Below are 22,692 nucleotides of genomic sequence, written 5' to 3'. Positions count from 1 at the left end.
CACCGAGACAGGAGTGCCACCATGAAGCACCGGATCGTCGTCCTCGGGGCCGGATACGCCGGCGCCATCGCCGCCGGGCGTCTCGCCAGGCGGCTGCACCCCGACGACACGCGGATCACCATCGTCAACGCCGAGGACGACTTCGTCGAGCGGGTCCGCATGCACCAACTCGCCACCGGGCAGCACCTCAAGCGTCGACCGCTCGCCGACGTCTACGCGGGCACCGGAGTCGAGGTCCGGGTGGCCCGGGTCACCGAGGTCGACGTGGAGCGCCGGACCGTCGCGCTCGCCGCCGGGCACGGCGCCGACGAGATCGCGTACGACACGCTCGTCTACGCCCTGGGCAGCACCAGCGCGGACCATGGCGTCCCCGGCGTCGCCGAGCACGCGTACGACATCGCCGGCAGGCCGTCGGCGCTGCGGTTGCGCGACCGCCTGGCCCACCTCACGGGCGGCGCAACGGTGCTCGTCGTCGGCGGCGGTCTCACCGGCCTCGAGGCGGTCACCGAGATCGCGGAGGTCCGCCCGGACCTTGCCGTCGCGCTCGCCGCCCGGGGCGCTCTCGGCGACTGGCTCACCGAGAGGGCGCGGCAGCACCTGCGCGGGGTCTGCGACCGGCTCGGCATCACCGTCCACGAGCACACCGACATCGCCCGGGTCGACGCCACCGGCGCGGTCACCGACGACGGACGGGTGATCCCGGCCGAGGTGACCGTCTGGACGGGCGGCTTCGCCGTGCACCCCATCGCCGCCGCCACGACGTTGACTGTCGCGGACACCGGGCAGATCGTCGTCGACTCCACGATGCGGTCGGTCTCCCACCCCGACGTGTACGCCGTCGGCGACGCCGCAATCGCCGAGGGGCCGGGCGGGAAACCGCTGCGGATGTCCTGCGCCTCGGGGACCCCGATGGCCTGGCAGGCCGCCGACGCCATCGCCACCCGGCTGACCGGTCGGACGAAGATCCCGAAGGCGCCGCTGCGCTATTTCAACCAGTGCATCAGCCTCGGCCGCCGCGACGGCATCATCCAGTACGTGACAGCCGACGACCGGGCCCGGCCCGCCCTGCTCAGGGGCGCGTTGGCGGCCCGCTACAAGGAGGTCGTCTGCGCGGGCGCGGCGTGGAGCGTCTCCCGCCCGATCCTGTACCCGGTACGCCGCCACCGCATCGTCGTGACCCGGACGGAGACCCTCGCGACGACGTCGTGACCCGGGTGACTCTCCGGAGGACGAGGATCGACCTGCTTGACTCGTTCGTCATGCTGAAACCGGAGCCCACGCCCGTGCCACCCGAGGAGGACTCGTGCGTAAGCCAGCCAAGACCGCGGCTGTCCTCTTCGGGCTCGGCGTCGGCGTCGCGGTCGGCCCGTCCCTCGGGCCGGCCGCCGCGTGGTCCGGGATCGCGGTCGCCATGCTCGGCGTCGTGCTCTCCCTCGTGGGCAGCACGGAATCCCGTCTCGTCGCGGACGGCCTGGTGGACCGCGACGACGCCGCAGCCGGGACGAGCCCCGGCACGCCGGTCGGCACGGACCAACTACTGCTGGACCTACAGCGGCGGCCCACCCTCAGCGGCCTGGGCGACCGGGTCGAGCAGATCCTCAGACTCGCCGAGCAGCAGGCCAACGACCACCGCACCGAGGCGCGGCGCGAATCGGAGGGCATCGTGACCGCCGCCCGACGGGAGGCGGAGGCGCTCCTCGACCGGGCACGCGAACAGGCGGCCGGGATTGCCGGCCCGCACCGGGAACCGCCTCCGACACCACCCACCCAGGCGCTGGCGACGGACGCGGATCCGAGCCGCTGACTCTCGGGCCGGCGGGTCGTTCGCGGTTCTACCTTTCCTGCGCGAGCCAGGTGGGAGCCGGTCGCGCGTACTCGATGGTGGCCGCGACGCGGTCGGCGGTGGCCGCGTCGCGCTCCCGTTCTGTGATCCACAGGGCCAGATCCAGCCCGGCCGTGAGCGCACCCGCGGTGATGCGATCCCCGTCATCGACGACCCGCTCGTCGACGACGTCGACGCCGTAGGAGCGCAACTCGTCGTACGCGTTGCGGTTGGTGGTTGCCCGCCGCTGGCCCAGCAGCCCGGCGGCCGCCAGCAACAGACCGCCGGTGCAGACCGACGCCATCCAGCGGGTCGAGGGGGCCAGCGCGGCCAGCCGAGCGGGGAGCACGCCGTGCTGCGCCTGGGCCCAGGAACCGGCAGCGGCCCGGTTCAGCCACCCGCCGCCCGGCACCACCACACCGTCGGGTCGACCGAGCACCGCGGGCACCTGGAGTTGGATCCCCCGCATGCTCACCACCGGGCCCGGCCGCTCGACCGCGACCAGCTCGACCGCGAATCCGGCGATCGCCAGCACCTCGAAGGGGCCGAACACGTCCAACTCGTCGAAGCCGTCGAAAACCACGATCTCTATTCGCATGCGACGAGGATCCCGCCCTGCCGTCGTGGACGGCGAGTGGCATCCTCGCCACTGTGCATAAGCAATCGGCCACGCACCGGGTCGCCGTGCTGGCCCTGCCACCCGTCGTCGCCTTCGACCTGACCATCGCGACACACGTCTTCGGCCACGAAGGCCACGGCCGGTACGCGACCACCGTCTGCTCGCCGGACGGCGGCGCGGTCCCCACCACCACCGCCGGGCTGGGCCTGACCGTCGATGCCACCATCGATGCCCTCACCGACGCCGACACCGTGATCGTTCCCGGTTTCCGCCGAGGACCCGCACCGGCCCAGGCACTCGACGCCCTGCGTGCCGCGTACCGGCGTGGCGCCCGCATCGCCTCGATCTGCACCGGCGCGTTCGCACTGGCCCAGGCCGGGCTTCTCGACGGTCGGCGGGCGACCACCCACTGGATGCACGCCGAGGCGCTGGCCCGCGAACACCCCGAGGTCACCGTCGACGCCAATGCGCTGTACGTCGACGAAGGACAGGTGTTGACAAGCGCCGGCCTCGCCGCCGGCCTCGACCTGTGCCTCTATCTGGTCGGCCGAGACCACGGCCAGCACGCGGCGATCGATCGCGCCCGTCTCATGGTCACACCGTTGCACCGGGCCGGCGGCCAAGCCCAGTTCGTCCCCGCCCACACGAGCGGGGACGACGCCGAGATGGCCGCCGTCACCAGCTGGGCGACCGCCAACCTGCACCTGCCTATCACCGTCGCGGACCTAGCCCGGCAGGGCCTTCAGTCCACCCGTACGTTGCACCGCACCTTTCGACACCGGTACGGGCTGAGCCCGCAGGCATGGCTGACCGAGCAACGACTACGCGCGGCCTGCGGGCTGCTCGAAAGCGACGACATCACGATCGACGAGGTCGCCAGACGGACCGGGCTGGGCACCGCCACCAATTTGCGCGCCCATTTCCGGCGGGCCTTCGCCACCACTCCCACCGCCTACCGCCGCGCCTTCACGCCCTGACGCATCCGCGCGATCCGTTGCGGGCCGACGGCCGCGCCGGGTAGTCACTGGATCAGGCCACGGTCGGCCAGATGGGCGCGCAGCGTCTCGTCGTCCTCGGCGGACATCAGGCGACGTGGGATGACTGTCGCCGGCATCCGACCGACGAACACGATCCAGAACTCGGGGGTGTCCTTCACCTGGTCGACCCCGTCCCAGGCGATGCCGCTGGACTGTGAGCCACTGCGCATCATGATGTTGTCGTCGGTGATGTCGTAGGCGCCCTCGACCGCGTAGCCGCTGGAGCGGCGGCGGGCGCGCCACCGCACCCACGGCGAATACAGCATCGACAGCAGGCCGGCCACGACCATCGCCATCCAGAGCGGCGAGAACTGGTCGGCCCGGTCGGACCCGCGCGAGACGGCGAGACCTATCGCCCCCACCGCCACCAGCACCGCGCCGATCACGCCGTACCTGCGCAGGCGAACACGGCTGAGCGCGGCGGCCACCCGGCCCGGGTAGTCGGGATCGGCGGGGACGTCGAAGTGGATGCGCACGCCAGAACGATAGTGCCCGACTAGCCTGTCCGGATGCGTGACCTTCGCTTCGAGGCGGTACGGCCCGACGGCGACGACGCCGTCTGCACGGACTGGCAGTACGTCCACAACCTGATCATCCCGACCAGCCCACTCTCGGGCGACGAGATCCGCGCACGTGCCGACCGCAACCGCCTGAACGTCACCTATCACGGCGACACACTCGTGGGCTGCTCGACGGTCCGGCCGCCGATGGACGACCAGGCGACGGCGACGGTCATCGTCCGCGTGCTGCCGGAGCACCGCCGACGGGGTTTTGGTGGGCAGCTGTACGACGAGGCACTCACCGCGGCCTACGAGATCGGCGCCCGAGTCATCGAGACCGTCGTCCTGGCCTCCAACGAGGAGGGCCTACGGTTCGCCGAGCGGCATGGCTATGTGGAGATCGACAGGTACGTGCTCGACGGTGACACGATTCCGTTCGTCGATCTCCGGTTGGCCGAACCCGCCGGATGATCTCATCGTCACTGGCCCGGCCTCGTCGGCACCGACGCTCCCGTCGCGCGGAGGGTGTCGTAGGGGTGGCAGCCGTACGTCTCGCGGTACGCCTGGGCGAAGCGCCCGGGATGGGTCCAGCCCCACCGCCGGGCCGTCTCCGCCACGGTCTGCCCCGGCTTGGCGTGTTGCAGGTCCCAGTGCGCCTGGCGCAATCGGACGGCACGCAGGAACGCCATCGGGGTCTGCCCGTGGTAACGCTGGAACGCCACCTGTAACGCGCGTTGGCTGACCTCGCAGGCTTCGGCTATCCGGCCCACCGTCAACGGCGCAGCGGCGTGGGCCTCGATGAACTCGGCGGCCCGGCGCACGATCGCGCGGCCGACGCCTGCCTGTCCGGGCAGGTAGTTGATGGTCATCGTGGTGTTCGGGAACACCGCGACGGCGGTGGTCGCCACCAGGTCGACCAGGCCGGCGCGGGCCAGTGGACTGGCGGCCACCGCGTTGACGGCGAGTTGTCGTCGGGTGAACGCCGTCACCGACTGCCAGAGCAGGGCCATCGCCGGGGACAGGGGCGCCATCGTGGTGAACCGGAAGTTCGCGATGGGCAGACCGGTGCGGACCGAGGCGGCCGCCGCGACCCGTTGCATCGGCAGCCCGACGGAGACGGCTGTCAGATCGTCGATGAGGTGGACCGCACCCACCTCCGGGTATCGACCGGTCATGCCGGGGCCGAGGCGCAACTCCTCGGTGTCGGTACGGACGGCGTACCGGCCGTGCGCCACCGTCACCGCCGTGAAGTCGCGATAGGGCAGCGCCTCGGAGCGGTTGCGCATCGTGTATCGGGACTCACCGAATTCCAGGTCGTCGACGCGCAGCGTCGCCTGCCGGTAGTGGAATCGAGCGGGTGGACCGGAGATCCGCACGCGGTGTTCTCCGTACTTCAGCGCGATCACATGGTGCGCTTCTTCTGGGTCGTCAGTCTCGACGATGTCTCGGGTTACAGGCTCGGGCCCGTCAGGATTCCCCGTCCACGGCATGGGCCGTCACCTCCGTCGGCCGTCGATCCGGCCCGATCTGTTTGAACGCGTCACCCGGTGGTTCGCAACGGCTTGTCGGGGACTTCCGGACCCACTGCCCCGACATCCACCGAGGCTGGGACAATCCGAGTCGACGAGTCGATCCGGTTCCCGTATCTGGCTGGCCATTTCACGAATGACAGGTCGCGTGACGGTTCGCTGTCACGCAACAATCGAATTCGATGCTGCGCATCCCGGGGCTGGACCGAGGCGGTCTCCGGAATGAGCGGCATGATTGTGCCAATGTGGTTACGCGTTTTCCCGGACAGAATTGTCGGGTTGCCGACTTCGCTCGGCAACGTCGGTCCCTGTTCACACAGCTCTACCCTCTGCTGTCCGAGCCACTCACCCTGGGTCGGCCCGATCGCCGGCCGGTCGGGGTCCGCGACGAAGCGACCCCGGTCGGCCGGTCTCCCTCGTCGGTCCAGCACCTCTCGTTCCCGCCGGGCTGGCGTGGTCGGCGCGACGGTCAGCGCAGCCAGGCCGCCGGCACCGGATGCCGCAGGATCTCGGCCAGCCCGTCCCGGTGCGGGTCGGGGTCGCCGTCGAGCCAGGCGTGGGCGTGGAAACCGGCGGCCGGCGCGCTGACCCCGATCACCACGGTCCGCAACACCCCCCGCTCGGCGAACCAGCGCTGCCGCACCAACGCGCTCTCCAAGCAGTTGCCACCGCTGCGGCACAACGCCTGCCGGACCAACGTGTCGGTGCCGCCGGACGGGGGCGCGGTGAGGCGTACCGCGCTCAGCCCGCCTCGGGCGAGCTGGCGACGTACTCGCCGACAGCCCAGCATCGTCCACGCCACCACTGCCACACCACGTGGTCCGTGGCCCCGGACCAGCCGGGCCAGCGCATCGAGGGTGCGGCCGGGGCTGGCCGTCACGGCAACGACTCGGTGAGCGCGGCGCCGAGGAGTCGGTGGGTGGCATCGAGGGCAGCCCAGTCACGGGGGCGGGTCAGGTCCAGGCCCGGCCGGCCGGCGAGCGCGAGCAGTGCGCCCGGGTCGGAGGGCAGCTCGGGCAGGGAGCGACGGGCGACGAGGCGGGCCAGCAACTCGGCCGGACCGACCGGGGCCACCGCGGGCCGGTCACCCCAGTGCAGGAAGATCCAACCGCCGATCGGCAGGCGGGGCGTGACGGCGGGCAGGGTGAGCCGAAGCCGGCTGTCGTCGCGGACAACCCGGGTGGGCAACCCGAACCCGGGGATCGGCTCTCGCAGGTCGACGCAGCGTGGGCCGGCGAGCACGTCGCCGCCGGCACAGACCACGATGTCGTCGGCCAACACCGGCACGTCCCGGGCGGCGAGCGCCGCGAGCAGCGTGCTCTTGCCGGCGGTACGACCACCGAGCACCACCCAGGCCCGTCCGGCGTGGACGAACGCCCCGGCGTGGAAGGTCTCCCGCTCGGCCCACCGGTTGACCACCACGGCCACCGGGGCGAGGTAGGGGTGGGCGAGCAGGTCCGCGGTGAGCGGCGGCCCGTAGAAGGTGGCGCTGCCGCTGGCCCGGTCCACATCGAGGGTACGGCCGTCGGCGAGGACCCGGACCATCCGGTCGGCGTTCAACGGCGCGGGCGGCGGCGGGACGACGTTCCGCTGCCGTACGGTCACCGGTCGGCTCCCCGCGGGTGGGCATGTGTCGGCGTCCAGGTCGACGACCTCGTCGAGTCCCTCGATGTGCAGCCCGTAGGCGGTTCTCATGGGTGCGTCTCCTGGTGTCGCTCGGGCGCGTGGCCGACACCGGGTGCGGCTGCCCGCCCGGCGCCCGGTCCGCCTCGGAGGGTGTTCGGCGCGGCGTTTCGGCCGTCGGGGACGATCGGCGCCGTCCGCCCGGCGGATACCTATGGTACGGGCTCGTGAGCAGCGGAAACGCGTTCTCTCGGAACTACCACGTCCGGCCCGCCGTAGCGATCTTTCGTGGCCCCGGTCGGCGCTATCTGGCCCGCCTCGTGCGGATTGTGGACAGCGCGATTCCGGTCATCGGCGTGGCGGGTGCGGTCCTACCCATGTCGACGGAGGCTCGGCATCGTTGAGAACAGTGGAGTGTCTTCACATTTCAAGATCTCCGCCCACCGTGCGTCGCCAAGCAGACGCGTCTGACGGTCCTCGCTTGGCGACGAGGAGCCGGGCATGCACCATGACGTCGAGGCGGCGGATCCGCCCATCTGGCGCAGGTACGAGACCCACGAGATCGCGGCGGCGCACGACGTGATCAGCCAGGCGTGCGTGGGAATCGAGCTTCGGTCGCACCACGTCGCCGGGCAGTTCACCTACCAGCAGGAGTCGGCCCAGGCGGGGCCGGTCCTGGTGGGTCGGGTGCGGTGCGGCGCGGACATCGAGGCCCATTTCGTCGACCCGCTGACCGACCTGTTGTTCCTCTCGGTGCTGCGCGGTCAGGTCGAGACAACCGATGGCCGGGACAGGGCGTGGACCGGTCCCGGCGGGGCGCTCCTGAACCCGACCGGCCGCCCGTTCACGAATATCTGCCGGGATTTCGACATCTACTGCGTCAACCTGGACCCGTTCATCGTGACCGAGGCCGCCACCGAGCGGACCGGCATCGATCCGGTCGACTTTCGATTCGAGGCGATGGCGCCGATCTCCAGGGAGATGGGCCAGTTCTGGCACAGCACCACTGTTCATCTCTATGACCTCTTCAACGGGCCGTCGGAGCCGCTCAGCAGCCCGCTCGTGGTCGGCGCCGCCGTCGACCTGGTCGCCTCGGCCGCGCTCGCCGTCTTTCCGAACTCCGCGATGGCGGTGCCGCACCGGGTGGAGGCCGTCCCGTTGCCCGCCGGCCCGGTCCGCCGTGCCGTGTCGTTCATCGAGACGCACTTCGCCGAAGCGGTCACCGCCACCCAGATCGCCGAGGCCGCCCGCGTCTCGCCCCGCGCCCTCCAGGCGGCGTTTCGCCGCCAGCTGGGCACCACTCCGATGGCGTACCTGCGACGCACGCGCCTGGACCGGGCCCACCGGGACCTGCTCGGCACCGATCCGACCCAGGGGGCCACCGTGGCCGAGATCGCGCACCGCTGGGGCTACCCGCACACGGGCCGGTTCGCCGCCGACTATCGAGCGGCGCACGGCCAGTCGCCAAGCGACACCCTGCACACCTGATCCGCCGGGACGATCAACGTCCGGGCCTGGCACACCGGGCCCGGACGGCGGATACCCGGCGGCGCGGAAAGCCCGCTACGTCAGAGGAGGCGACTGGCGTCGAGCTGTGCGAGGTCGGCGCGGATGGAGTCGGCATCGGCATCGCCGAGTTCGTCGAGGATGGTCAGGGCCCGGCTCCAGGCGGCACGTGTGGCGTCGAGGTCGGCGAGGGCCCGGTGGCTGCCACCCAGGTTGACGTACGTGCTCGCCTCGGCGTACCTGTCGTTGACCTGGGTGAAGAGGTCGAGTGCGTGCCCGTAGCAGGCGATCGCGCGCCTGTCGTCTCCGAGCTGGTGGTGGGCGTGGCCGAGGCTGTCCCACGTGTCGGCCTGTCCCTGGACGTCGCCCACCTCCTGCAACACCCGCAGCGCCTCCCCGCACGACCGGAGGGCACCGTGGTGGTTGCCGAGCAGCCCTTCCTGCCAACCGACGGCGTTGAGGGTGTAGCCCTGCCCGGCCTGGTTGCCGGCCCGCCGGAACAGGGTCAACGCGCGCCGGGAATGGTGCAGCGCCTCGTGGTGCTGGCCGCGCCGCTCGGCCAGCTGACCGAGGTTGAGGCAGGTGTGTGCCCGTCCGGCGTCGTCGCCGACCTCGGTGAAGAGGTCGAACGCGCGCCGCAGGTGGTCGTCGGCCTCGTCGTAGCGGCGCAGTCGGGAGCAGGCGAGGCCGAGGCTGCGGTGTGCCTGGCCCTGCCCGGTCTGGTCCCCGATCCGGGACGCGGCGGCGAGAGCCACGCGTTGCGTGCCGAGCCAGTCCTGCCAGTGCCCCTGCCGGTGCAGGAAGCCGGCCAGGGTCCAGGCGAGCCGCCAGGCGTGTCCCTCGAAACCGAGGCGGGCCGCGAGCGGCACTGCGGCGAGCAGGACGGGCAGTTCGGCGGTGAACCACGCCGTGGCGGCCGACCTGCTGCGCGGACTCTCGGGTGTCACGCCCAACCCCGCCGGCGCGAGGCTGATCTCGCTGAAGTGCGGGTGCAGGACGAGGTCGGCGGCGTGTGCGGTGTGCAGGCAGTGGTCGAGCAGCCGGTGCACGGCGGCACGGCGGTCCGCCGGCGGCTCGGTCTCGTCGGCGAGGCCCGCGGCGTACGCGCGCAGCAGGTCGTGGAACGCGTAGCGCCCGTACGTGTGCTCGGTGAGGAGGTTCGCCCGGGTCAACTCGGTGAGCGCGGGACCGCTCGACCGAGGGGTGCCGCCGGCCAGGCTGGCCACGGCCGGGGCTGCGACGTCCGGCCCGGGATGCAGGCTCAGCAGCCGGAACAGCCGGAGCGCGGCGGGGCTGAGCGTCCGGCACGACCAGGAGAAGACCGCCCGCACGTCGGTGGCCTCGTCGCCGCCGTGGAAGGCGTCCAGGTCGTCCAGCTCGTCGGCGATCATCCCGAGCGAGAAGTGCCTGTTGGTGGCGGCTCTGGCCGCGACGACGGCCAGGGCGATGGGCAGCCGCGCGCACCTGTCGGCGATGTGGTCGGCCGCCGCGGGTTCGGCGTTGACCTGGCGCTCCCCCAGCCGGCGGACCAGCATGTCCCGGGCTTCGCCGGGGCTCAGCAGGTCGAGGAGCAGCGGTTGGGCGCTCTCGGTGACGACAAGCGGGTTGAGCTGGTCGCGGCTGGTGACGATCGTGCGGCAGTCGGGTGAGCCGGGCAGCAGTGGCCGGACCTGTTCGGCGTCGCGCGCGTTGTCGAGCACGATCAGCAGACGCCGGCCGGCCACCGTCGTGCGGTACAGGCTCACCATCTGGTCCGGATCGCTCGGCATCCGCGCCGCCGGCACGCCGAGCGCCTCCAGGAAACCGTGCAGCGCTCGCGTCGGTTCGGTGGGTGTGGCCCCCGGGTCGAAGCCGCGCAGGTTGACGTAGAGCTGCCCGTCGGGGAAACGCCCGGCCACCCGGTGCGCCCAGTGCACGGCAAGCGCCGTCTTGCCGACGCCCGCGGTCCCGGACACCACCACGGCCCCGCCCCGGTCGACGAGCGCGTCCAGGGCGGCCAGCTCCGCCTCACGCCCGACGAACGTCGGTACGGGGGGAGGCAGTTGCGCCGCCACCGACGGCGGCGCCGGCGCGGCCGGGGCGGGTGCGGCGATCGCGCTGTCCTGGCGCAGGATGGCGCACTCCAGATCCCGTAGCCGTGGGCTCGGGTCGATGCCGAGGTGCTCCCGGAGGGTGTCGCGCAGCCGCCGGTACGTGGCGACCGCCTCGACCGCTCGGCCGTCCCGGTACAGGGCGAGCATCAGTTGCGCGTGCAGGTGCTCGTCGAAGGGGTGCTGCCGGACGAGCCGTTCCAACCCGGGTACGAGCCGAGCGTGCTCGCCGACGGACAGTCGGGCCTCGGCGAGCGCCCGTTCGGCCTCCAACCGGAGGCGGGCCAGGTGTTCGGCCTGCTCCTCGATCCAGGCGGACCCGGTCACGTCGGCGAGCGGCGGGCCGCGCCACAGCGCCACGGCGGCCGTCAGGTGCTTGACCTGCTCGTTGTGGTCCGACGACCGCCGGGCCAGTTCGAGGAGGCGCTCGGCGGCCTGGACGTCCGTGGACTCCGGCCCGGTGTCGAGCACGTAACCGGGCGGGCGCGCCACTATCGATCCGGGCTCGCCGAGCACTCCGCGCAGGTAGGAGACGTGACGTTGCAGCGTGTTCGCCGCGGTGGCCGGTAGCTGCTCCCCCCAGACGACGTCGATGAGCCGGTCGACGCCGACCACCCGGCCCACGTGCAACGCCAACGTCGCGAGTATCGCCTTGCGGCGTTTGCCGTTCACCGCCTGCGGACCGTCGGCGACGACCACCTCCACCGGCCCGAGCAGCCTGATCCGCACGCCCGTGCCAGCCGTCGAGATCACGGGGTCAGGCTAGTTCCGCGCCCCGGTGACCTCGCTCTGTTCGTCGCGCACTGGACACGGTCGACGACAGAGCCCGCCGTCAGCCAACGTACTTGCCGTTTCGGGTGTCCCCCGCCGTGCCGTCGTAGTGCACCTTGCGGTAGCGGTGCACCGAACCCTTTTTGACCGCCTGCCAGTGGGCGTATGCCACCTCGTAGTCGTGGTGCTTGTAGTAGTCACCGGCCGACTTGTAGTAGATCCGGTGCCGGGCGTAGCCGCCGCAGTTGGCGAGGTAGCTGTAGGAGTACATCTTCATTCCACCGAAGTCCGACGAGTAGTACGTCTTCGCCGGGTGCCACACCGACGTCGGATTCGGATAGCCGGGCAGCTCGGCCCAGTTGTACGGGTCCCAGTACAGGTCCCAGCAGGTCCGCACCGCCGTGGTGGACATCGCGCTCGACGTGGGCGCGGCGAGATCGTCGGCGACGACCGGAGACGCCACGATGGTCCGGTAGGCCAGCTCCGGTGGGGTCGGCGTGCCGGCCGGCGGCTCCGACAGCAGCGCCCGCGGCACCGGCACGGACCGGGGCGTGATGGTCAGGTACGCCTGCAGCATGCTCTGCTTGTCGTCGTACGCCAGGGGTGCGTTGCGGCCCATCTCCCCGTCCTGCCGCAGACCCCAGTCGCCGGACAGCTCGTCGCGGGAGAACACCACCCGCACACCGTTGCGGTAGCCCAGCCGCGCCAACTCGACGTCGCGGTCCACCTGCTCGTCGTCGTACGCCACCGGTCCCGACCCGGCGGCGGCGCTGGCCGGCGCGGCATTCCACGCGGTAAGCGTCGGTAGGACGACAAGCACTGCGAGCAGTGCGCGTCCCGACAGCACTCGTGCCATCACAACTCCTCATCCGATCGATCGTGAGACGCAGACCGGGCTGATCGCCCTCCGCGTGCCTTGCCGGGACATCCTTCGAGGTGAGGCTCAGAGCGCCGTCAAGGTGGCGTCAAATACGCCGGGATTCGGTGTCGTAACGGCGACGCTCGCGTACGCACGGGCACCCACGCAGCGCCCAATAGGACGATGAACGCCACGACGGATCGAGGATGGAGCCGGCGCTGCACCGTCGTGGTCGCCGCGGCCGGGTACGGCAAGACCGTCGCCGTGCGCGGCTGGCTGGGCGACCGCCCGGTGCGGTGGTGCGACGGACCGGACGTCGCGGCGCTGGCGACGGCCGGGCCGGACTGGCTCGCCACCCTCGGTGCGGCGACCGACACGCGCGTCGACGAACCGAGCTGGCTCGTCCTCGACGGCGTTCCGCGCCTCTCCCGCCGCCGGCTACAGACCCTGCTGGACACGCTGGAACGCCTACCCCCGCAGCTCCGGGTCGTCCTGGTGACGCGCCACCCGCCAACCCTGTCGCCGCGACAGTCGGCCCTGCTCACCGAGTACGGTCCGGCGGATCTCCGGCTCTCCCCCGAGCAGGTGGCGTCCGTGCTCGCCGCCGACCACGGCCGGACCGACCCGGCGCTCGCGACCCGGGTCCACGCCGAGACCGAGGGCTGGCCGGCGCTTGTCACACTGGCCGCCTTCACCGCCACGGACTGGGACAATCCGGCCGCGCCCGGGACACCACTGGAGTCCTATCTGGTGCGGGAGGTGTTCGCGGAGCTGCCGCCCGAGGTCCACCGACTGCTGCGCGACGCGGCGTGCCTCGACCCGATCCACCCCGAGCTGACCCGTTTCCTCGGCCACCGGCACGGCGGCCATCGGCTGGACCAGCTGGCCCGTTGCGGCATCCTCGTCCCGGTGCCGGGGAGCGGGTCCGCGTACCGGATGGTGCCCGTCGTCGCCAGCGTCGCCCGCCGCCGCTTCCCGTTGGGCCCGGCGGCGGCGCGACGCCTGCACGCGCGAGCGGCAGCCTGGTACGCGGAGCACGGACACCTCGTCCCGGCCCTGGAGTCGTACGGCAAATCGGGTGTCCGGGACGCGACGGCGCCGATCCTCGCCGGCCACGGCGCGGAGCTGCTCGCCTCGGGCGGCGCCGAGGCCGTCGTGGACGCCTTCCAGGCCCTCACCGAGCACGCCCGGTCCGACGGCCTGCGGCTGCTGTACGGGGAGGCGCTCCAGATGCGCGGCGACTTCGACGCGGCGCTCGCCGTCTACGCCGCGCTCGACGATCACCAGGGCGCCCTCGCCGCCGGACTCGCCTGGCAGTACGGCCTCGTGCACTACCTGCGCGGCGAACCGCAGTCCGCCCTCGACGTCTTCCGACGCGGTGTGCTCGACCCGCACCCGTCCACCGACAACGCCCGGCTGCTCGCCTGGACCGCCTCGGCACAGTGGACGACCGGGGACACCGAGGCGTGCCGGAGCAACGCCGAACGGGCCCTCGCGGCAGCGGCGGCGGTCGGCAGCGAAGCGGCCCTCGCCGCCGCGCACACCGCGCTCGCTCTCGACGCCAAGCTGCGCGGTGATCGACCGGCGGCCGACGAACATCACGAGAAGGCGTTGCGGGCCGCCGAGGCGGCCCACGACACCATCCAGGTGACCCGCATCCGCGCCAACCGCGCGTCCGCCCTGGTCGGCGAGGGCCGATACCTCGAAGCGCTCGCCGAGGTGCGACCGGCGGTGGAGTTGGCCCAGGCCAACGGGCACGCCGCGATGCTCGCGCTGGCACTCTGCAACGAGGGCGGCGCCCGTTTCCACCTGGGTCAGCTCGCCGAGGCCGCCGCCTGTTACGAACGGGCCGTACCGCTGCTGCAACGCATGGGGTCCCGCAAGGTGGCGTACCCCTTGGTGGGGATCGGCGACGTCCACGCGCTGCGCGGCCGGACCAACCTGGCCCGCGCGGCGTACGAGGAGGCGCTGCGCGCCAGCGAACCCGTCAACGACAGTCAGATCCAGGTGCCGGCGCTCGCCGGACTGGCCCGCGTGCTGGCCGCCGAGGACGGCGCCACGGCGTTCGCCCTGGCCCAACGCGCCGTCGAACTGGAACGCGGCCCGGACTCGGCGACCGCCCGGCTCGCGCTCGGCTGGGTGGCCCTGGAGACCGGCGACCACGAGCGGGCCGCCGAGGTGGCGCTGCTGGCGTCCACCGCCGCCCGGCTGCACCGTGACCGTGCTGCCCTCGCCGAGGCGTTGGAGCTTCGTGGGGCCGCCGCCGTCGACTCCGACGACACCCGCCACGCCTGGCGGGAGGCCGCGGCGACCCTGCGCGACATCGGGTCGGCCGTGGCCGCGGACCGACTCGCGGTGTTGCTCAGCCGACTACCCGGGGCGGACCCGCAGGAACGGGTCGACGCCCGGCTGGCCGCCGAACGGTTGACGAGCGCCGGCGTGCCGATCCCGTCGCTCAGTCGGCAGCGCCCCCGCTGCGTCGCCCAGGTCACCGTCCGCACCCTCGGACGCTTCGAGGTGTTCGTGGACGGCGCGCAGGTGCAGGCCACCGCGTGGCAGTCCCGTAAGGCACGGGATCTGCTGCGCATCCTCGCCGCCCGGCGCGGTCGCGCGGTGCCCCGGGAGCAACTCGGCGAGATGCTCTGGCCCGCCCAGGACCCGGACCGGGTCAGCCACCGACTGTCCGTGGCCCTGTCCACCCTCCGCGGAGTGCTCGACCCGGAGCGCCGTGCGTCGACCGACCACTTCGTCATCGCCGTACACCCCAGTCTGGCGCTCGACGTCGGTCACGTGGAGCTGGATGTCGAGGAGTTCCTCACCGAATCGGCTCACGGCCTGCGCCTGGCCGAGCACGGTGCGACCGACGACGCACGCGCGACGCTCCTCCTCGCCGAACAGCGCTACCGGGGTGACTTCCTGGAGGACGAGCCGTACGACGACTGGTCCCGACCGACCCGGGAGGAGGCACGCCGGGTCTACCTGCGCGTCGTACGCAAGCTGGCCGCGCTGGCGCACGCCCTCGGCGACACCGACGAGACCGTCCGGCACCTCGGCCGCGCGCTGGAGCTGGAACCCTACGACGAGGGCGTGCACGGCGAGTTCGTCCGGACACTGACGGCGGCGGGCCGACACGGCGAGGCCGCCCAGGCGTACCGACGGTACGTGGAGGCGATGTCGGCCATCGGCGTACCGGCCCAGGCCCGCGGGGACCTCGCCCGACGGGTGGCGGAGGTCAGCGCGGCGGCGTGAGAGCCCGGTGGGCGGTGGGCCCACCGGGCGGCGCTCCGCTACCTGCCGTTGAGTTTGACTGTCACACCCTGGTCGGCGCATGCCGTCTGGAGACCCGTGGTCGCGGCCTCCACCGAGGCGAGGAACGCGACAGCACCCATCTCCTGCCCCTTGGGCAGTTGCTCGATCTGCCAGGCGATGTCGACGAGCGCGGTGCCGTGTCGGCGGATGTCCTCGTGCCGGGAGTCCTCGAACAGCTCCCGCGTCTTCCGATACTGGGCTTCGGTGAACGTGCTGCCGCCGGAGCCCTTGGCGCTGCCGTCCGGGTCCTTGCCCTCGGCCATCGCCCTGCACGCGGCCACCCCGGAGTCCTCCTTGATGAACCCCTCGTACACCGTGAGCCCGGTGGCCGTGAGCATCAGGAGGGCGACGAAGGCGAGGCCGGCGATCAGCAGCGGCCTACGGCTTGCGGTGCCCGCCGGCGGCGAGGACGGGTGGCCGGGCTGACCCGACGCGGGATCCTGCTGCCCGACCGGGTGGGGCTGGTACTGCTGCGGCGGGTGTGCCGGGCCGCCCGGCTGGTAGGGCGACTGCGGCTGCTGGGCCTGGTAAGGGTCGGTCAAGGTGTGCTCCCCGCGTGTTCTCTGAAGCCGGAATCCAGACAACCATGCGCCCGGCCCACGTGTGCACCCCGGGGTCGGACGATTTTCGCGGCGGTTTGGTTCGTGCGACGGCGGGAACGCGCGGCACCGGAGAGGTCGGGCAACGGGTCCTGCTGTCCGGAGACGCCCCAGTGACACAACGGTAGGCGGGAGGCTCATGCGCTGGTTCCGCGCGGCCCAGGACGCCTCGACGAAGGACGCGACCAGGTCCAGCAACCCGATCGGCGCGGAGCGAGATCCGAAGCGGGTGGTCACCTTCAGCGACGCGGTGATCGCCATCGCCGTCACCCTGCTCGTCCTGGAGATCAAGCCGCCGGAGGACACCGAGCACCTGCTCGGCGGGCTCGTCGAGCTGTGGCCCTCCTACGTGGCCTACGCCATCACCTTCCTGCTGATCGGGCAGATGTGGGTGAACCACCACGTCATGTTCGACCACATCCGTTCCGCCGACCGCATGCTGCTGCTGCTCAACACCCTGTTGTTGATGGTGATCGCGTTCCTGCCGTTCGCCTCGTCCCTGCTGGCCAACGCGTTCGAGTCCGGTCACGGCAAGCGCACGGCGCTCATCTTCTACGGGGCCACCTACGAGGTGGCGGCCCTGCTCTTCAACGTGATCTGGGAGTACGCCAGATCAGGCCGCCGCCTGCTGACCTCCGCCACCGACAACGACACCGCCCGGGCGATCAGCAGGCGGTTTCGCCCCGCGCCCGTCTGGATCGCCGCCGGGACCGCGCTGGGCGCTCTCCATCCGGTCGTGGGCCTCGTCGTGGTCACCGCGTTCATCCCCTTCTACTGGCTGCCCATCAGGGGCGAGGTGGACAGCATCAGGCGCACCCGGGAGCAGAGTCACTGTGACGGTTAGCCAGGCGGTGGGAACGTGGCCGTCGAGCCCGTTCGTTGGGCGATCTCCCAGACCGGCAGATCGGGCTCGTCGTTGTGCACGACGATGTCCGCGTGTCGGGTCGGGCGGACCGTGTCGGCATAGAGCTGCTGGGAGGGGATGTAACGCTCGCGCCAGCGTCGTTCGACGTCCGCCCGCGTGGACGCCCCGCGCTCCCGGATCACGGCACGATCCACCGTCTTCTCCGGTGCCGTCGACACGAAGATGCGCAGCTCCCACCTGTCGATCAGCTCCGGGCGTAGGAGGAAGACGCCGTCGAAGACGAGCACCGCGTCCGCTGCGGCAGTCGTGACCGCCGGAGGCAGCACGGCATCCGCGACGCGGTCGTAGATCGCGTGTTGGACGCGTCGATGTCCGCCCGGCCCGAGCGGATCGAGCAGGACCCGGTTCAGCGCGTCGTAGTCGTGGGTGTCGTAGTAGCAACCTTCGGCCGAGTACTCGCCGCGCGGATAGCGCTGTGCCCGGGGGTGGAGGAAATCGTCGATCGTGGCGCGGATGACGTCCCGGCCCTGTTCGCGCAGGACGACGGCCAATTCGTCGGCGAGGGTGGTCTTACCGGCGGCGGGTGGTCCGTCGACGGCGACCCGCGTCGGGTGGGCGACCGCGACGGATTCGACCGTCTCGGCCAGGTGCTCGAGCAACTCGACGCGGGTGCCGTGGACCATGTGAACGTCCCTGCTGGGTCAGGTCGACGTACTCGACATGTGTTTCCGGCGTCGGGCTGTCCTGCGCGCGCGACCGCGCCGGCGTCCGGACATTGTCGTACGCCGCCGACAGCCGCGCCAGGTCACGGCCCGACGCACGATTCCTTGATCACGTCCGCGCCCGATAGGTCAGGCGGCGCAGGACGACCTCGGCGGGACCGGGCCGCCCGCGCCTGTCGAGCTGACGGGCCATCAACACGGTGGCGAGCCAGACGGTCACCGCGATGACCAGGCCGGTCACCGTGGGGCTGCCGAAACGGTCGCCGAGGGCGAGCGTGAAGGGTGCCAGGAGGACGAGCCAGGCCACGGACTGGAACAGGTATCCCGACAGGGAGCGCTGGCCCAGGGCGGAGAGTGCGCCGACGACACGGCCGGACCTCGTGACGCGGATGGCGAGCAGGCCGAAGACGGCCACGTAACCGGGTCCGGCGAACATGCCGCTGGCGCCGTGGAGCAGCAACATGAGGCTGGCGGCCGACTCGTCGACGTGCAGCCATCCGGCGCCGACCAGGGCGGCCGGGAGGCCGGCGGCGATGGCGACGCCGAGGCCGAGGACGGCGGTCCAGGTGAGCAGGGTCCGGTGGCGGGCCGGTTCTTCGAGGATGCGGTGGCGAGCGGCCCACATGCCCAGCCAGGCGATCATGATGAAGGGCAGGACGGTGAGCGTGTGCATCGGCCATTCGCCGAGGCGGTCCAGCGTCGCCGTGGCGTACCCGGGCGCGGCGAGGGAGTCGACGTCTGTCGACGGCAGCGGCGCCGAGCCGCCCGAACCGCCGAGGATGGTGCCGACCACGATCGCGCCGATGACCAGCACCTCGACTGTCGCCAACGCCCAGAGGACCAGCGCGACCCGGTGGAACCTGTCGCCGCGGCGCAGGAGCAGCAGGGTCATCACGATGCCGACGATCCCGTACGCGCCGAGGAAGTCGCCGTAGTACAGCAGTGCGGCGTGCGCGAACCCGAACACGACGAGCCAGAGGTTACGGCGCAACAGCACGGAACGGACCTGCCTCGCAGTGGCGCCGGAGGCGTCCTGGCGGCGGGCGAGCTGGACGAGTCCGTAGCCGAACATCACGGCGAAGACGGGATATCCGCGGGCATGGACGAGGTCCAGGAGCAGGAGATTGAGGCCCCGGTCGACGCCTTCGGGCGTGGCGTCGAGGCCGGGCTCGCCGGCGAAGACGACTCCGGCGACGTTTGCCAGCGCGATGATCAGCAGCATCGCTCCTCGGGCCAGGTCCGGCGCGAGGGCGCGTTCGACGCCCAGCACCGGCCCTCTCGATGTCCGTACAACGGTGTCCGTGCCCATGGTCGTCTCCCCCGCTCGGTATTTAGTTTCGGTCATAAAGTATCACGGGCAAACTAATGAGGTCTGGCATGATGGGGCGGTAACTGTCCGGGCGAACGTGGGAGCCCATGACCAGCGAGGACTTCATCCCGGTGCCGCTGCGCCGGCTGTGGGGGATGCCAGAGTCGTCGCGTCTCGGGCGGCCCGCGACCCTCGACGTCACCGTGGTCGTCGCCGCGGCGGTGCAGATCGCCGACCGCGACGGGCTGGGCGGCGTGACGCTCCCGAAGGTCGCCGAGAGCCTCGGGTTCACGAGCATGTCGCTCTACCGGCATGTCGGATCCAAGGACGAGTTGCTCACTCTCATGGCCAACGCCGCACTGGGCCAGCCACCGACAATCGACACCGGCGACTGGCGGAAAGGGCTACACGGTTGGGCGTTCGCGCAGCGCGCGGTCTACCAGCGTCGGCCCTGGTTGACGCGCGTGCCCACCTCCGGGCCACCCGCCGGGCCGAACCAGATCGCCTGGATGGAGAGCGCCTTGGCGATCATGTCCCGCACCCACCTGGACTGGGCACACAAGATCGGCGCACTGTCCCTGATCAGCGGCTACGTGGTCCAGTCGGTACGCCAGTACAGCGAACTCACCGAGGGTAGGGCCGAAGGCCAGGGGCAGGCCGACGCCGAACGCGAATACGGCCGGGCGCTGGCGCGGCTCGTCGATCCCGCCCGCTTCCCCGAGACAGCCCGCCTCTTCGCCTCGCCCCTGTTCGAGGCGCCACCGTCCGACACCCCGGACGCGACGATCGCCGATGCGGACTTCACCCTCGGGCTGGAGGTGATCCTCGACGGCATCGCCGTCCGGGTCGAGCGCGCCGACCCCTGACACCGACGCCCGAAGTGGTGTCACTCCCTGCCCGTAGCCTGCCGGCGAGCCGACCGACGGCGGTAAGGCAGAGTCGTACGACGGAGGGTGTGATGTCCGCAATCGCGTCACTGACCGTGGTCGGAAGGGACCGCGTCCCCGAGCTGGCCCGACTGGCCCGCACGTCGAGGTCGTCGCTGCACTCGTACCTGGACGAGCACGGGTGCGAGGCGCGGCAGGAGTACGGCTGGTCCGGCTACTGCATGCTGTACGTGCTGACCTATCTGGACGAGCGCGGCGTCGACCTGCAACAGTCGGAGTTCGATGCCGAGTCGGATGCCATCACCAGCGCGCTCGGCTTCACCGTGCTCATCACGCCAGGCCACCGGCCACTCCTGGATCAGCTCGACCCTGCCGCGCACCGCGCGGAGGAGCTGGCAGCCCACTTCGCCGAGATGGGGATGGACTTCGAGGAGAGCGGCGTGGCCGGCCTGGAGGCGGTGACGCTGTTGCGCGACAGCATCTCCGAACTCCGCGACGACCAGGTCCTGCTGCTGCACCTCGGCTGAAGCGGTCTTTACCACCTGACGAGTTCGACAAGTGCGGCGCTGGTGGCCTCGTCGGCCGGGAGGAACGCTTCCAGTCGCAGTTCGGCGATTGTGACGTCGGTGGCGGTGCCGAAGTGGGTGAGTGTGGTGATGAGCCGCAGCTCCCGGGTCTCCGGGCCGCTCGTGCGCAGGTGCAGCGGCACCGCGAACCCGAGGTGCTGTGACGAGAGCTGCCGTGGCCGCGGAGGTGCCAGGTCGAGGAGTTCCTCGGCGAGGCGCTGGAGCCGGTCGCTCGGGTTGCGGACGCATTCGGCTCGGACGCTGTCGATAATGTGCCAGGCCCACTCGTCGAGGTTGACGATGCGGGGTGCGAGACCGCGCGGGTGCAGCAGGACCCGGGGGACGCTCACCGGTGGGGTGAGAAGGTGCGGGTCCACTCCCCTGGTGATCATGTCGAAGCCGGCGTTGGCGGAGACGAGGTCGCCGTGCCTGTCGACGATCACGGCCGGGTACGGCAGGTGGCCGTGCAGAACGCGTTCGAGGGCGGTTCGGACCGGCGCGAGGTGGGGGTCGTCCAGATCGTGCTGTGGGTACGCGGGCGCGAATCCGGCGGCGAGGAGCAGTTCGTTGCGTTCGCGGATCGGCATCTCCAGCGATTCGGCCAGCCGGATGACCATCGCCCGACCGGGGTTCGAGCGTCCGCTCTCGATGAAGCTGACGTGCCGTTGCGTGGTGCCGGCCCGCACCGCCAGTTCGAGTTGGCTGACGCGTCGTCGGGTGCGCCAGGTGCGCAACGCGGCCGCGAGCCCGCTGCTCGCGGATTCGGTGATCATTCGTCAGGTGTACCGGGTGCCACGCCGGTTGGCGATTCCCTCCGGGGAATTGTCGCGGCGCGCGCGGCGCAGAACAGTCGTGGTCGCACCGATCATCCACGACCGAAGGATCAGCATGGCCGACAACGACCTGATCACCCTCGCCGACCGCGATGACGCGATGACTGCGCCGCTGCCCCCGTCCGTGCGCAGCTACCGGGTGAACAGCGGCGATGGCATTGCCGGCCTGAGGCTGCGTACCCACGAACCGCTCCCGCCGGGTATCGGTGAGGTCGCGGTCGCCGTCCACGCCGTCTCGCTCAGCTTCCGCGACCTGCTGGTGCTGCGGGGTCAGTACGTGCTGCCGGTCAAGTCGGACGTCATCCCCGTCTCCGAGGGTGCCGGGCAGGTGATTGCCGTGGGGCCAGGTGTCCGGCGGGTGCGACCGGGTGACCGGGTCACCGCCGCGCTGTTCCCCCAATGGCTGGACGGCCCTCTGCAACCGTCGTACCTGCCGCAACTGGGAGGCTCCCTCGACGGCATGCTCACCGAACTCGCCGTCCTGCCGGAGCAAGCCCTCGTCCCGATCCCCGAACACCTCTCCTACGCCGAAGCCGCGACGCTGCCGTGCGCTGCCGTCACCGCCTGGAACGCGCTGACCGGGGACGGTCCCGGGATCCAGCCCGGGCACACGGTGCTGGCCACCGGATCGGGCGGCGTATCGCTGTTCGCGGTCCAACTGGCCACGCTTCTCGGTGCGCGAGTGATCGCCACGACGGGCCAGGTGGAGAAGGAGCAGCGCCTTCGTGACCTGGGCGCGGACGAGGTCGTCAACTATCGCGCGGTTCCCGACTGGCCTGCCGCGGTCCGCGACCTCACCGGCGGGCGAGGGGTCGACCGGGTCGTCGACACCGCCGGAACGTTGGAGCAGTCGCTGAGGTCGCTTGCCGTCAACGGACACGTGGCGTTCGTCGGGTCCCTCTCGGGTGACTGGCCACCACTGGACCCGCGCCTGCTGTTCGGTGTCGCCGCGACGGTCCGGGCGTTGGCAGTCGGGAGCCGCGCCCAGTTCCTCAAGCTGAACGAGGTCATCACCGCGCACCAGCTTCGGCCCGTCACCGACCGTGCGTTCCCGTTCGCGCAAGCCGCCGAGGCGTTCCGGCACTACGAGTCGGCCCGCCCGTTCGGGAAGGTCGTCATCGAGGTCCGGTAATCGGCGTGCGTGGCAAGATCATCCTCCTGTTTCGGCTGGTCGGGGAAGGGTTCGACGTTGCGCTCACCTGATGGTCGAGCACCGGGGGTCCGAGGCGACGGCAGAGCGGGCCGT

20 protein-coding genes and 1 pseudogene are annotated in these 22,692 nt (G+C 71.5%); 10 read left to right on the top strand and 11 right to left on the bottom strand.

Annotation, left to right across the window (positions count from 1 at the left end; genetic code table 11):
* Positions 1–21 precede the first annotated feature (21 nt).
* Positions 22–1,209, top strand: coding sequence for an NAD(P)/FAD-dependent oxidoreductase (locus tag ACPXBU_RS30915; protein ID WP_425760911.1), 1,188 nt, complete (start codon positions 22–24; stop codon positions 1,207–1,209).
* 331 nt (positions 1,210–1,540) lie between these two features.
* Positions 1,541–1,729 (top strand): annotated as a pseudogene (locus ACPXBU_RS30910) (cell division protein DivIVA); the annotation flags it as partial.
* A 103-nt stretch (positions 1,730–1,832) separates the two neighbouring features.
* Here the strand turns inward: ACPXBU_RS30910 and ACPXBU_RS30905 are convergent.
* On the bottom strand, positions 1,833–2,420 hold the full coding sequence (locus ACPXBU_RS30905) for a DJ-1/PfpI family protein (RefSeq protein ID WP_425760910.1): 588 nt from the start codon (positions 2,418–2,420) through the stop codon (positions 1,833–1,835).
* Between the two features lie 53 nt (positions 2,421–2,473).
* Between ACPXBU_RS30905 and ACPXBU_RS30900 the strand changes: the two genes are divergently transcribed.
* A complete protein-coding gene (locus tag ACPXBU_RS30900; RefSeq protein ID WP_425760909.1) occupies positions 2,474–3,418 on the top strand; it encodes a GlxA family transcriptional regulator in 945 nt (314 codons plus the stop codon).
* Between the two features lie 44 nt (positions 3,419–3,462).
* Here the strand turns inward: ACPXBU_RS30900 and ACPXBU_RS30895 are convergent, their stop codons facing one another.
* Positions 3,463–3,954 carry a YcxB family protein gene (locus tag ACPXBU_RS30895; RefSeq protein ID WP_425760908.1) on the bottom strand — a complete coding sequence of 164 codons (492 nt, stop codon included), beginning with the start codon at positions 3,952–3,954 and terminating at the stop codon, positions 3,463–3,465.
* A 33-nt stretch (positions 3,955–3,987) separates the two neighbouring features.
* Between ACPXBU_RS30895 and ACPXBU_RS30890 the strand changes: the two genes are divergently transcribed.
* Positions 3,988–4,449: a GNAT family N-acetyltransferase gene (locus tag ACPXBU_RS30890; RefSeq protein ID WP_425760907.1), complete on the top strand. Its 462-nt coding sequence runs from the start codon at positions 3,988–3,990 to the stop codon at positions 4,447–4,449.
* 8 nt (positions 4,450–4,457) lie between these two features.
* On the opposite strand, the gene ACPXBU_RS30885 is transcribed toward ACPXBU_RS30890, so the two are convergent.
* The 3 genes from ACPXBU_RS30885 to ACPXBU_RS30875 form a co-directional block, all read right to left on the bottom strand.
* Complete coding sequence (locus ACPXBU_RS30885) at positions 4,458–5,468, bottom strand: AraC family transcriptional regulator (protein ID WP_425760906.1); 1,011 nt, start codon at positions 5,466–5,468, stop codon at positions 4,458–4,460.
* Positions 5,469–5,976: 508 nt separating this feature from the next.
* Positions 5,977–6,387 carry a lasso peptide biosynthesis protein gene (locus tag ACPXBU_RS30880; protein ID WP_425760905.1) on the bottom strand — a complete coding sequence of 137 codons (411 nt, stop codon included), beginning with the start codon at positions 6,385–6,387 and terminating at the stop codon, positions 5,977–5,979.
* Positions 6,384–7,202, bottom strand: coding sequence for a hypothetical protein (locus tag ACPXBU_RS30875; protein WP_393364210.1), 819 nt, complete (start codon positions 7,200–7,202; stop codon positions 6,384–6,386). The genes ACPXBU_RS30880 and ACPXBU_RS30875 overlap by 4 nt, the downstream gene beginning before the upstream one ends.
* Positions 7,203–7,631: 429 nt before the next feature.
* On the opposite strand from ACPXBU_RS30875, the gene ACPXBU_RS30870 reads away from it, so the two are divergent.
* Positions 7,632–8,618, top strand: coding sequence for an AraC family transcriptional regulator (locus ACPXBU_RS30870; RefSeq protein WP_425760904.1), 987 nt, complete (start codon positions 7,632–7,634; stop codon positions 8,616–8,618).
* 80 nt (positions 8,619–8,698) lie between these two features.
* Here the strand turns inward: ACPXBU_RS30870 and ACPXBU_RS30865 are convergent, their stop codons facing one another.
* Together ACPXBU_RS30865 and ACPXBU_RS30860 are read right to left on the bottom strand one after the other, a co-directional pair.
* Positions 8,699–11,479, bottom strand: a complete 2,781-nt coding sequence (locus ACPXBU_RS30865) for a BTAD domain-containing putative transcriptional regulator (protein ID WP_425760903.1) — start codon at positions 11,477–11,479, stop codon at positions 8,699–8,701.
* A gap of 79 nt (positions 11,480–11,558) precedes the next feature.
* On the bottom strand, positions 11,559–12,353 hold the full coding sequence (locus ACPXBU_RS30860; protein WP_425760902.1) for a hypothetical protein: 795 nt from the start codon (positions 12,351–12,353) through the stop codon (positions 11,559–11,561).
* A 186-nt stretch (positions 12,354–12,539) separates the two neighbouring features.
* Between ACPXBU_RS30860 and ACPXBU_RS30855 the strand changes: the two genes are divergently transcribed.
* Entirely contained in the window at positions 12,540–15,605 is a 3,066-nt protein-coding gene (locus tag ACPXBU_RS30855; protein WP_425760901.1) for a BTAD domain-containing putative transcriptional regulator, read from the top strand.
* Positions 15,606–15,643: 38 nt separating this feature from the next.
* Here ACPXBU_RS30855 and ACPXBU_RS30850 read toward each other — a convergent pair whose 3' ends face one another.
* Positions 15,644–16,207 carry a hypothetical protein gene (locus ACPXBU_RS30850; protein ID WP_393364231.1) on the bottom strand — a complete coding sequence of 188 codons (564 nt, stop codon included), beginning with the start codon at positions 16,205–16,207 and terminating at the stop codon, positions 15,644–15,646.
* 196 nt (positions 16,208–16,403) lie between these two features.
* Between ACPXBU_RS30850 and ACPXBU_RS30845 the strand changes: the two genes are divergently transcribed.
* Positions 16,404–17,108, top strand: coding sequence for a TMEM175 family protein (locus ACPXBU_RS30845; RefSeq protein ID WP_425760900.1), 705 nt, complete (start codon positions 16,404–16,406; stop codon positions 17,106–17,108).
* Here ACPXBU_RS30845 and ACPXBU_RS30840 read toward each other — a convergent pair.
* Both ACPXBU_RS30840 and ACPXBU_RS30835 read right to left on the bottom strand, forming a co-directional pair.
* Positions 17,105–17,812, bottom strand: coding sequence for a uridylate kinase (locus ACPXBU_RS30840; RefSeq protein ID WP_425760899.1), 708 nt, complete (start codon positions 17,810–17,812; stop codon positions 17,105–17,107). The genes ACPXBU_RS30845 and ACPXBU_RS30840 overlap by 4 nt on opposite strands.
* A 148-nt stretch (positions 17,813–17,960) precedes the next feature.
* Positions 17,961–19,160 (bottom strand): DUF418 domain-containing protein, encoded by a 1,200-nt coding sequence (locus ACPXBU_RS30835; protein WP_425760898.1) that lies wholly within the window; start codon positions 19,158–19,160, stop codon positions 17,961–17,963.
* 107 nt (positions 19,161–19,267) lie between these two features.
* Here ACPXBU_RS30835 and ACPXBU_RS30830 point away from each other — a divergent pair, with 107 nt between their 5' ends.
* Positions 19,268–20,026, top strand: a complete 759-nt coding sequence (locus tag ACPXBU_RS30830) for a TetR/AcrR family transcriptional regulator (RefSeq protein WP_425760897.1) — start codon at positions 19,268–19,270, stop codon at positions 20,024–20,026.
* A gap of 92 nt (positions 20,027–20,118) precedes the next feature.
* The gene (locus tag ACPXBU_RS30825) at positions 20,119–20,574 is read left to right on the top strand and encodes a hypothetical protein (RefSeq protein WP_425760896.1); all 456 of its coding nucleotides are present in this window, start codon (positions 20,119–20,121) and stop codon (positions 20,572–20,574) included.
* Between the two features lie 8 nt (positions 20,575–20,582).
* Here ACPXBU_RS30825 and ACPXBU_RS30820 read toward each other — a convergent pair whose 3' ends face one another.
* Positions 20,583–21,386, bottom strand: coding sequence for a helix-turn-helix domain-containing protein (locus tag ACPXBU_RS30820; protein ID WP_425760895.1), 804 nt, complete (start codon positions 21,384–21,386; stop codon positions 20,583–20,585).
* 115 nt (positions 21,387–21,501) lie between these two features.
* On the opposite strand from ACPXBU_RS30820, the gene ACPXBU_RS30815 reads away from it, so the two are divergent.
* Complete coding sequence (locus ACPXBU_RS30815) at positions 21,502–22,578, top strand: zinc-dependent alcohol dehydrogenase family protein (protein ID WP_425760894.1); 1,077 nt, start codon at positions 21,502–21,504, stop codon at positions 22,576–22,578.
* Positions 22,579–22,692: the final 114 nt, after the last annotated feature.

This window comes from Micromonospora sp. DT231, from assembly GCF_049847025.1.
Lineage (GTDB): Bacteria > Actinomycetota > Actinomycetes > Mycobacteriales > Micromonosporaceae > Micromonospora.
Note: the sequence above shows the minus strand (reverse complement) of the source record. Positions and strands in the feature narration are given on the sequence as shown.

Coding starts and splice junctions, on each gene's coding strand:
- ACPXBU_RS30915 (WP_425760911.1), top strand. CDS start 22: ATGAAGCACCGGATCGTCGTCCTCGGGGCCGGATACGCCGGCGCCATC.
- ACPXBU_RS30905 (WP_425760910.1), bottom strand. CDS start 2,420: ATGCGAATAGAGATCGTGGTTTTCGACGGCTTCGACGAGTTGGACGTG.
- ACPXBU_RS30890 (WP_425760907.1), top strand. CDS start 3,988: ATGCGTGACCTTCGCTTCGAGGCGGTACGGCCCGACGGCGACGACGCC.
- ACPXBU_RS30885 (WP_425760906.1), bottom strand. CDS start 5,468: ATGCCGTGGACGGGGAATCCTGACGGGCCCGAGCCTGTAACCCGAGAC.
- ACPXBU_RS30875 (WP_393364210.1), bottom strand. CDS start 7,202: ATGAGAACCGCCTACGGGCTGCACATCGAGGGACTCGACGAGGTCGTC.
- ACPXBU_RS30870 (WP_425760904.1), top strand. CDS start 7,632: ATGCACCATGACGTCGAGGCGGCGGATCCGCCCATCTGGCGCAGGTAC.
- ACPXBU_RS30860 (WP_425760902.1), bottom strand. CDS start 12,353: ATGGCACGAGTGCTGTCGGGACGCGCACTGCTCGCAGTGCTTGTCGTC.
- ACPXBU_RS30855 (WP_425760901.1), top strand. CDS start 12,540: ATGAACGCCACGACGGATCGAGGATGGAGCCGGCGCTGCACCGTCGTG.
- ACPXBU_RS30845 (WP_425760900.1), top strand. CDS start 16,404: ATGCGCTGGTTCCGCGCGGCCCAGGACGCCTCGACGAAGGACGCGACC.
- ACPXBU_RS30840 (WP_425760899.1), bottom strand. CDS start 17,812: ATGGTCCACGGCACCCGCGTCGAGTTGCTCGAGCACCTGGCCGAGACG.
- ACPXBU_RS30835 (WP_425760898.1), bottom strand. CDS start 19,160: ATGGGCACGGACACCGTTGTACGGACATCGAGAGGGCCGGTGCTGGGC.
- ACPXBU_RS30830 (WP_425760897.1), top strand. CDS start 19,268: ATGACCAGCGAGGACTTCATCCCGGTGCCGCTGCGCCGGCTGTGGGGG.
- ACPXBU_RS30825 (WP_425760896.1), top strand. CDS start 20,119: ATGTCCGCAATCGCGTCACTGACCGTGGTCGGAAGGGACCGCGTCCCC.
- ACPXBU_RS30820 (WP_425760895.1), bottom strand. CDS start 21,386: ATGATCACCGAATCCGCGAGCAGCGGGCTCGCGGCCGCGTTGCGCACC.
- ACPXBU_RS30815 (WP_425760894.1), top strand. CDS start 21,502: ATGGCCGACAACGACCTGATCACCCTCGCCGACCGCGATGACGCGATG.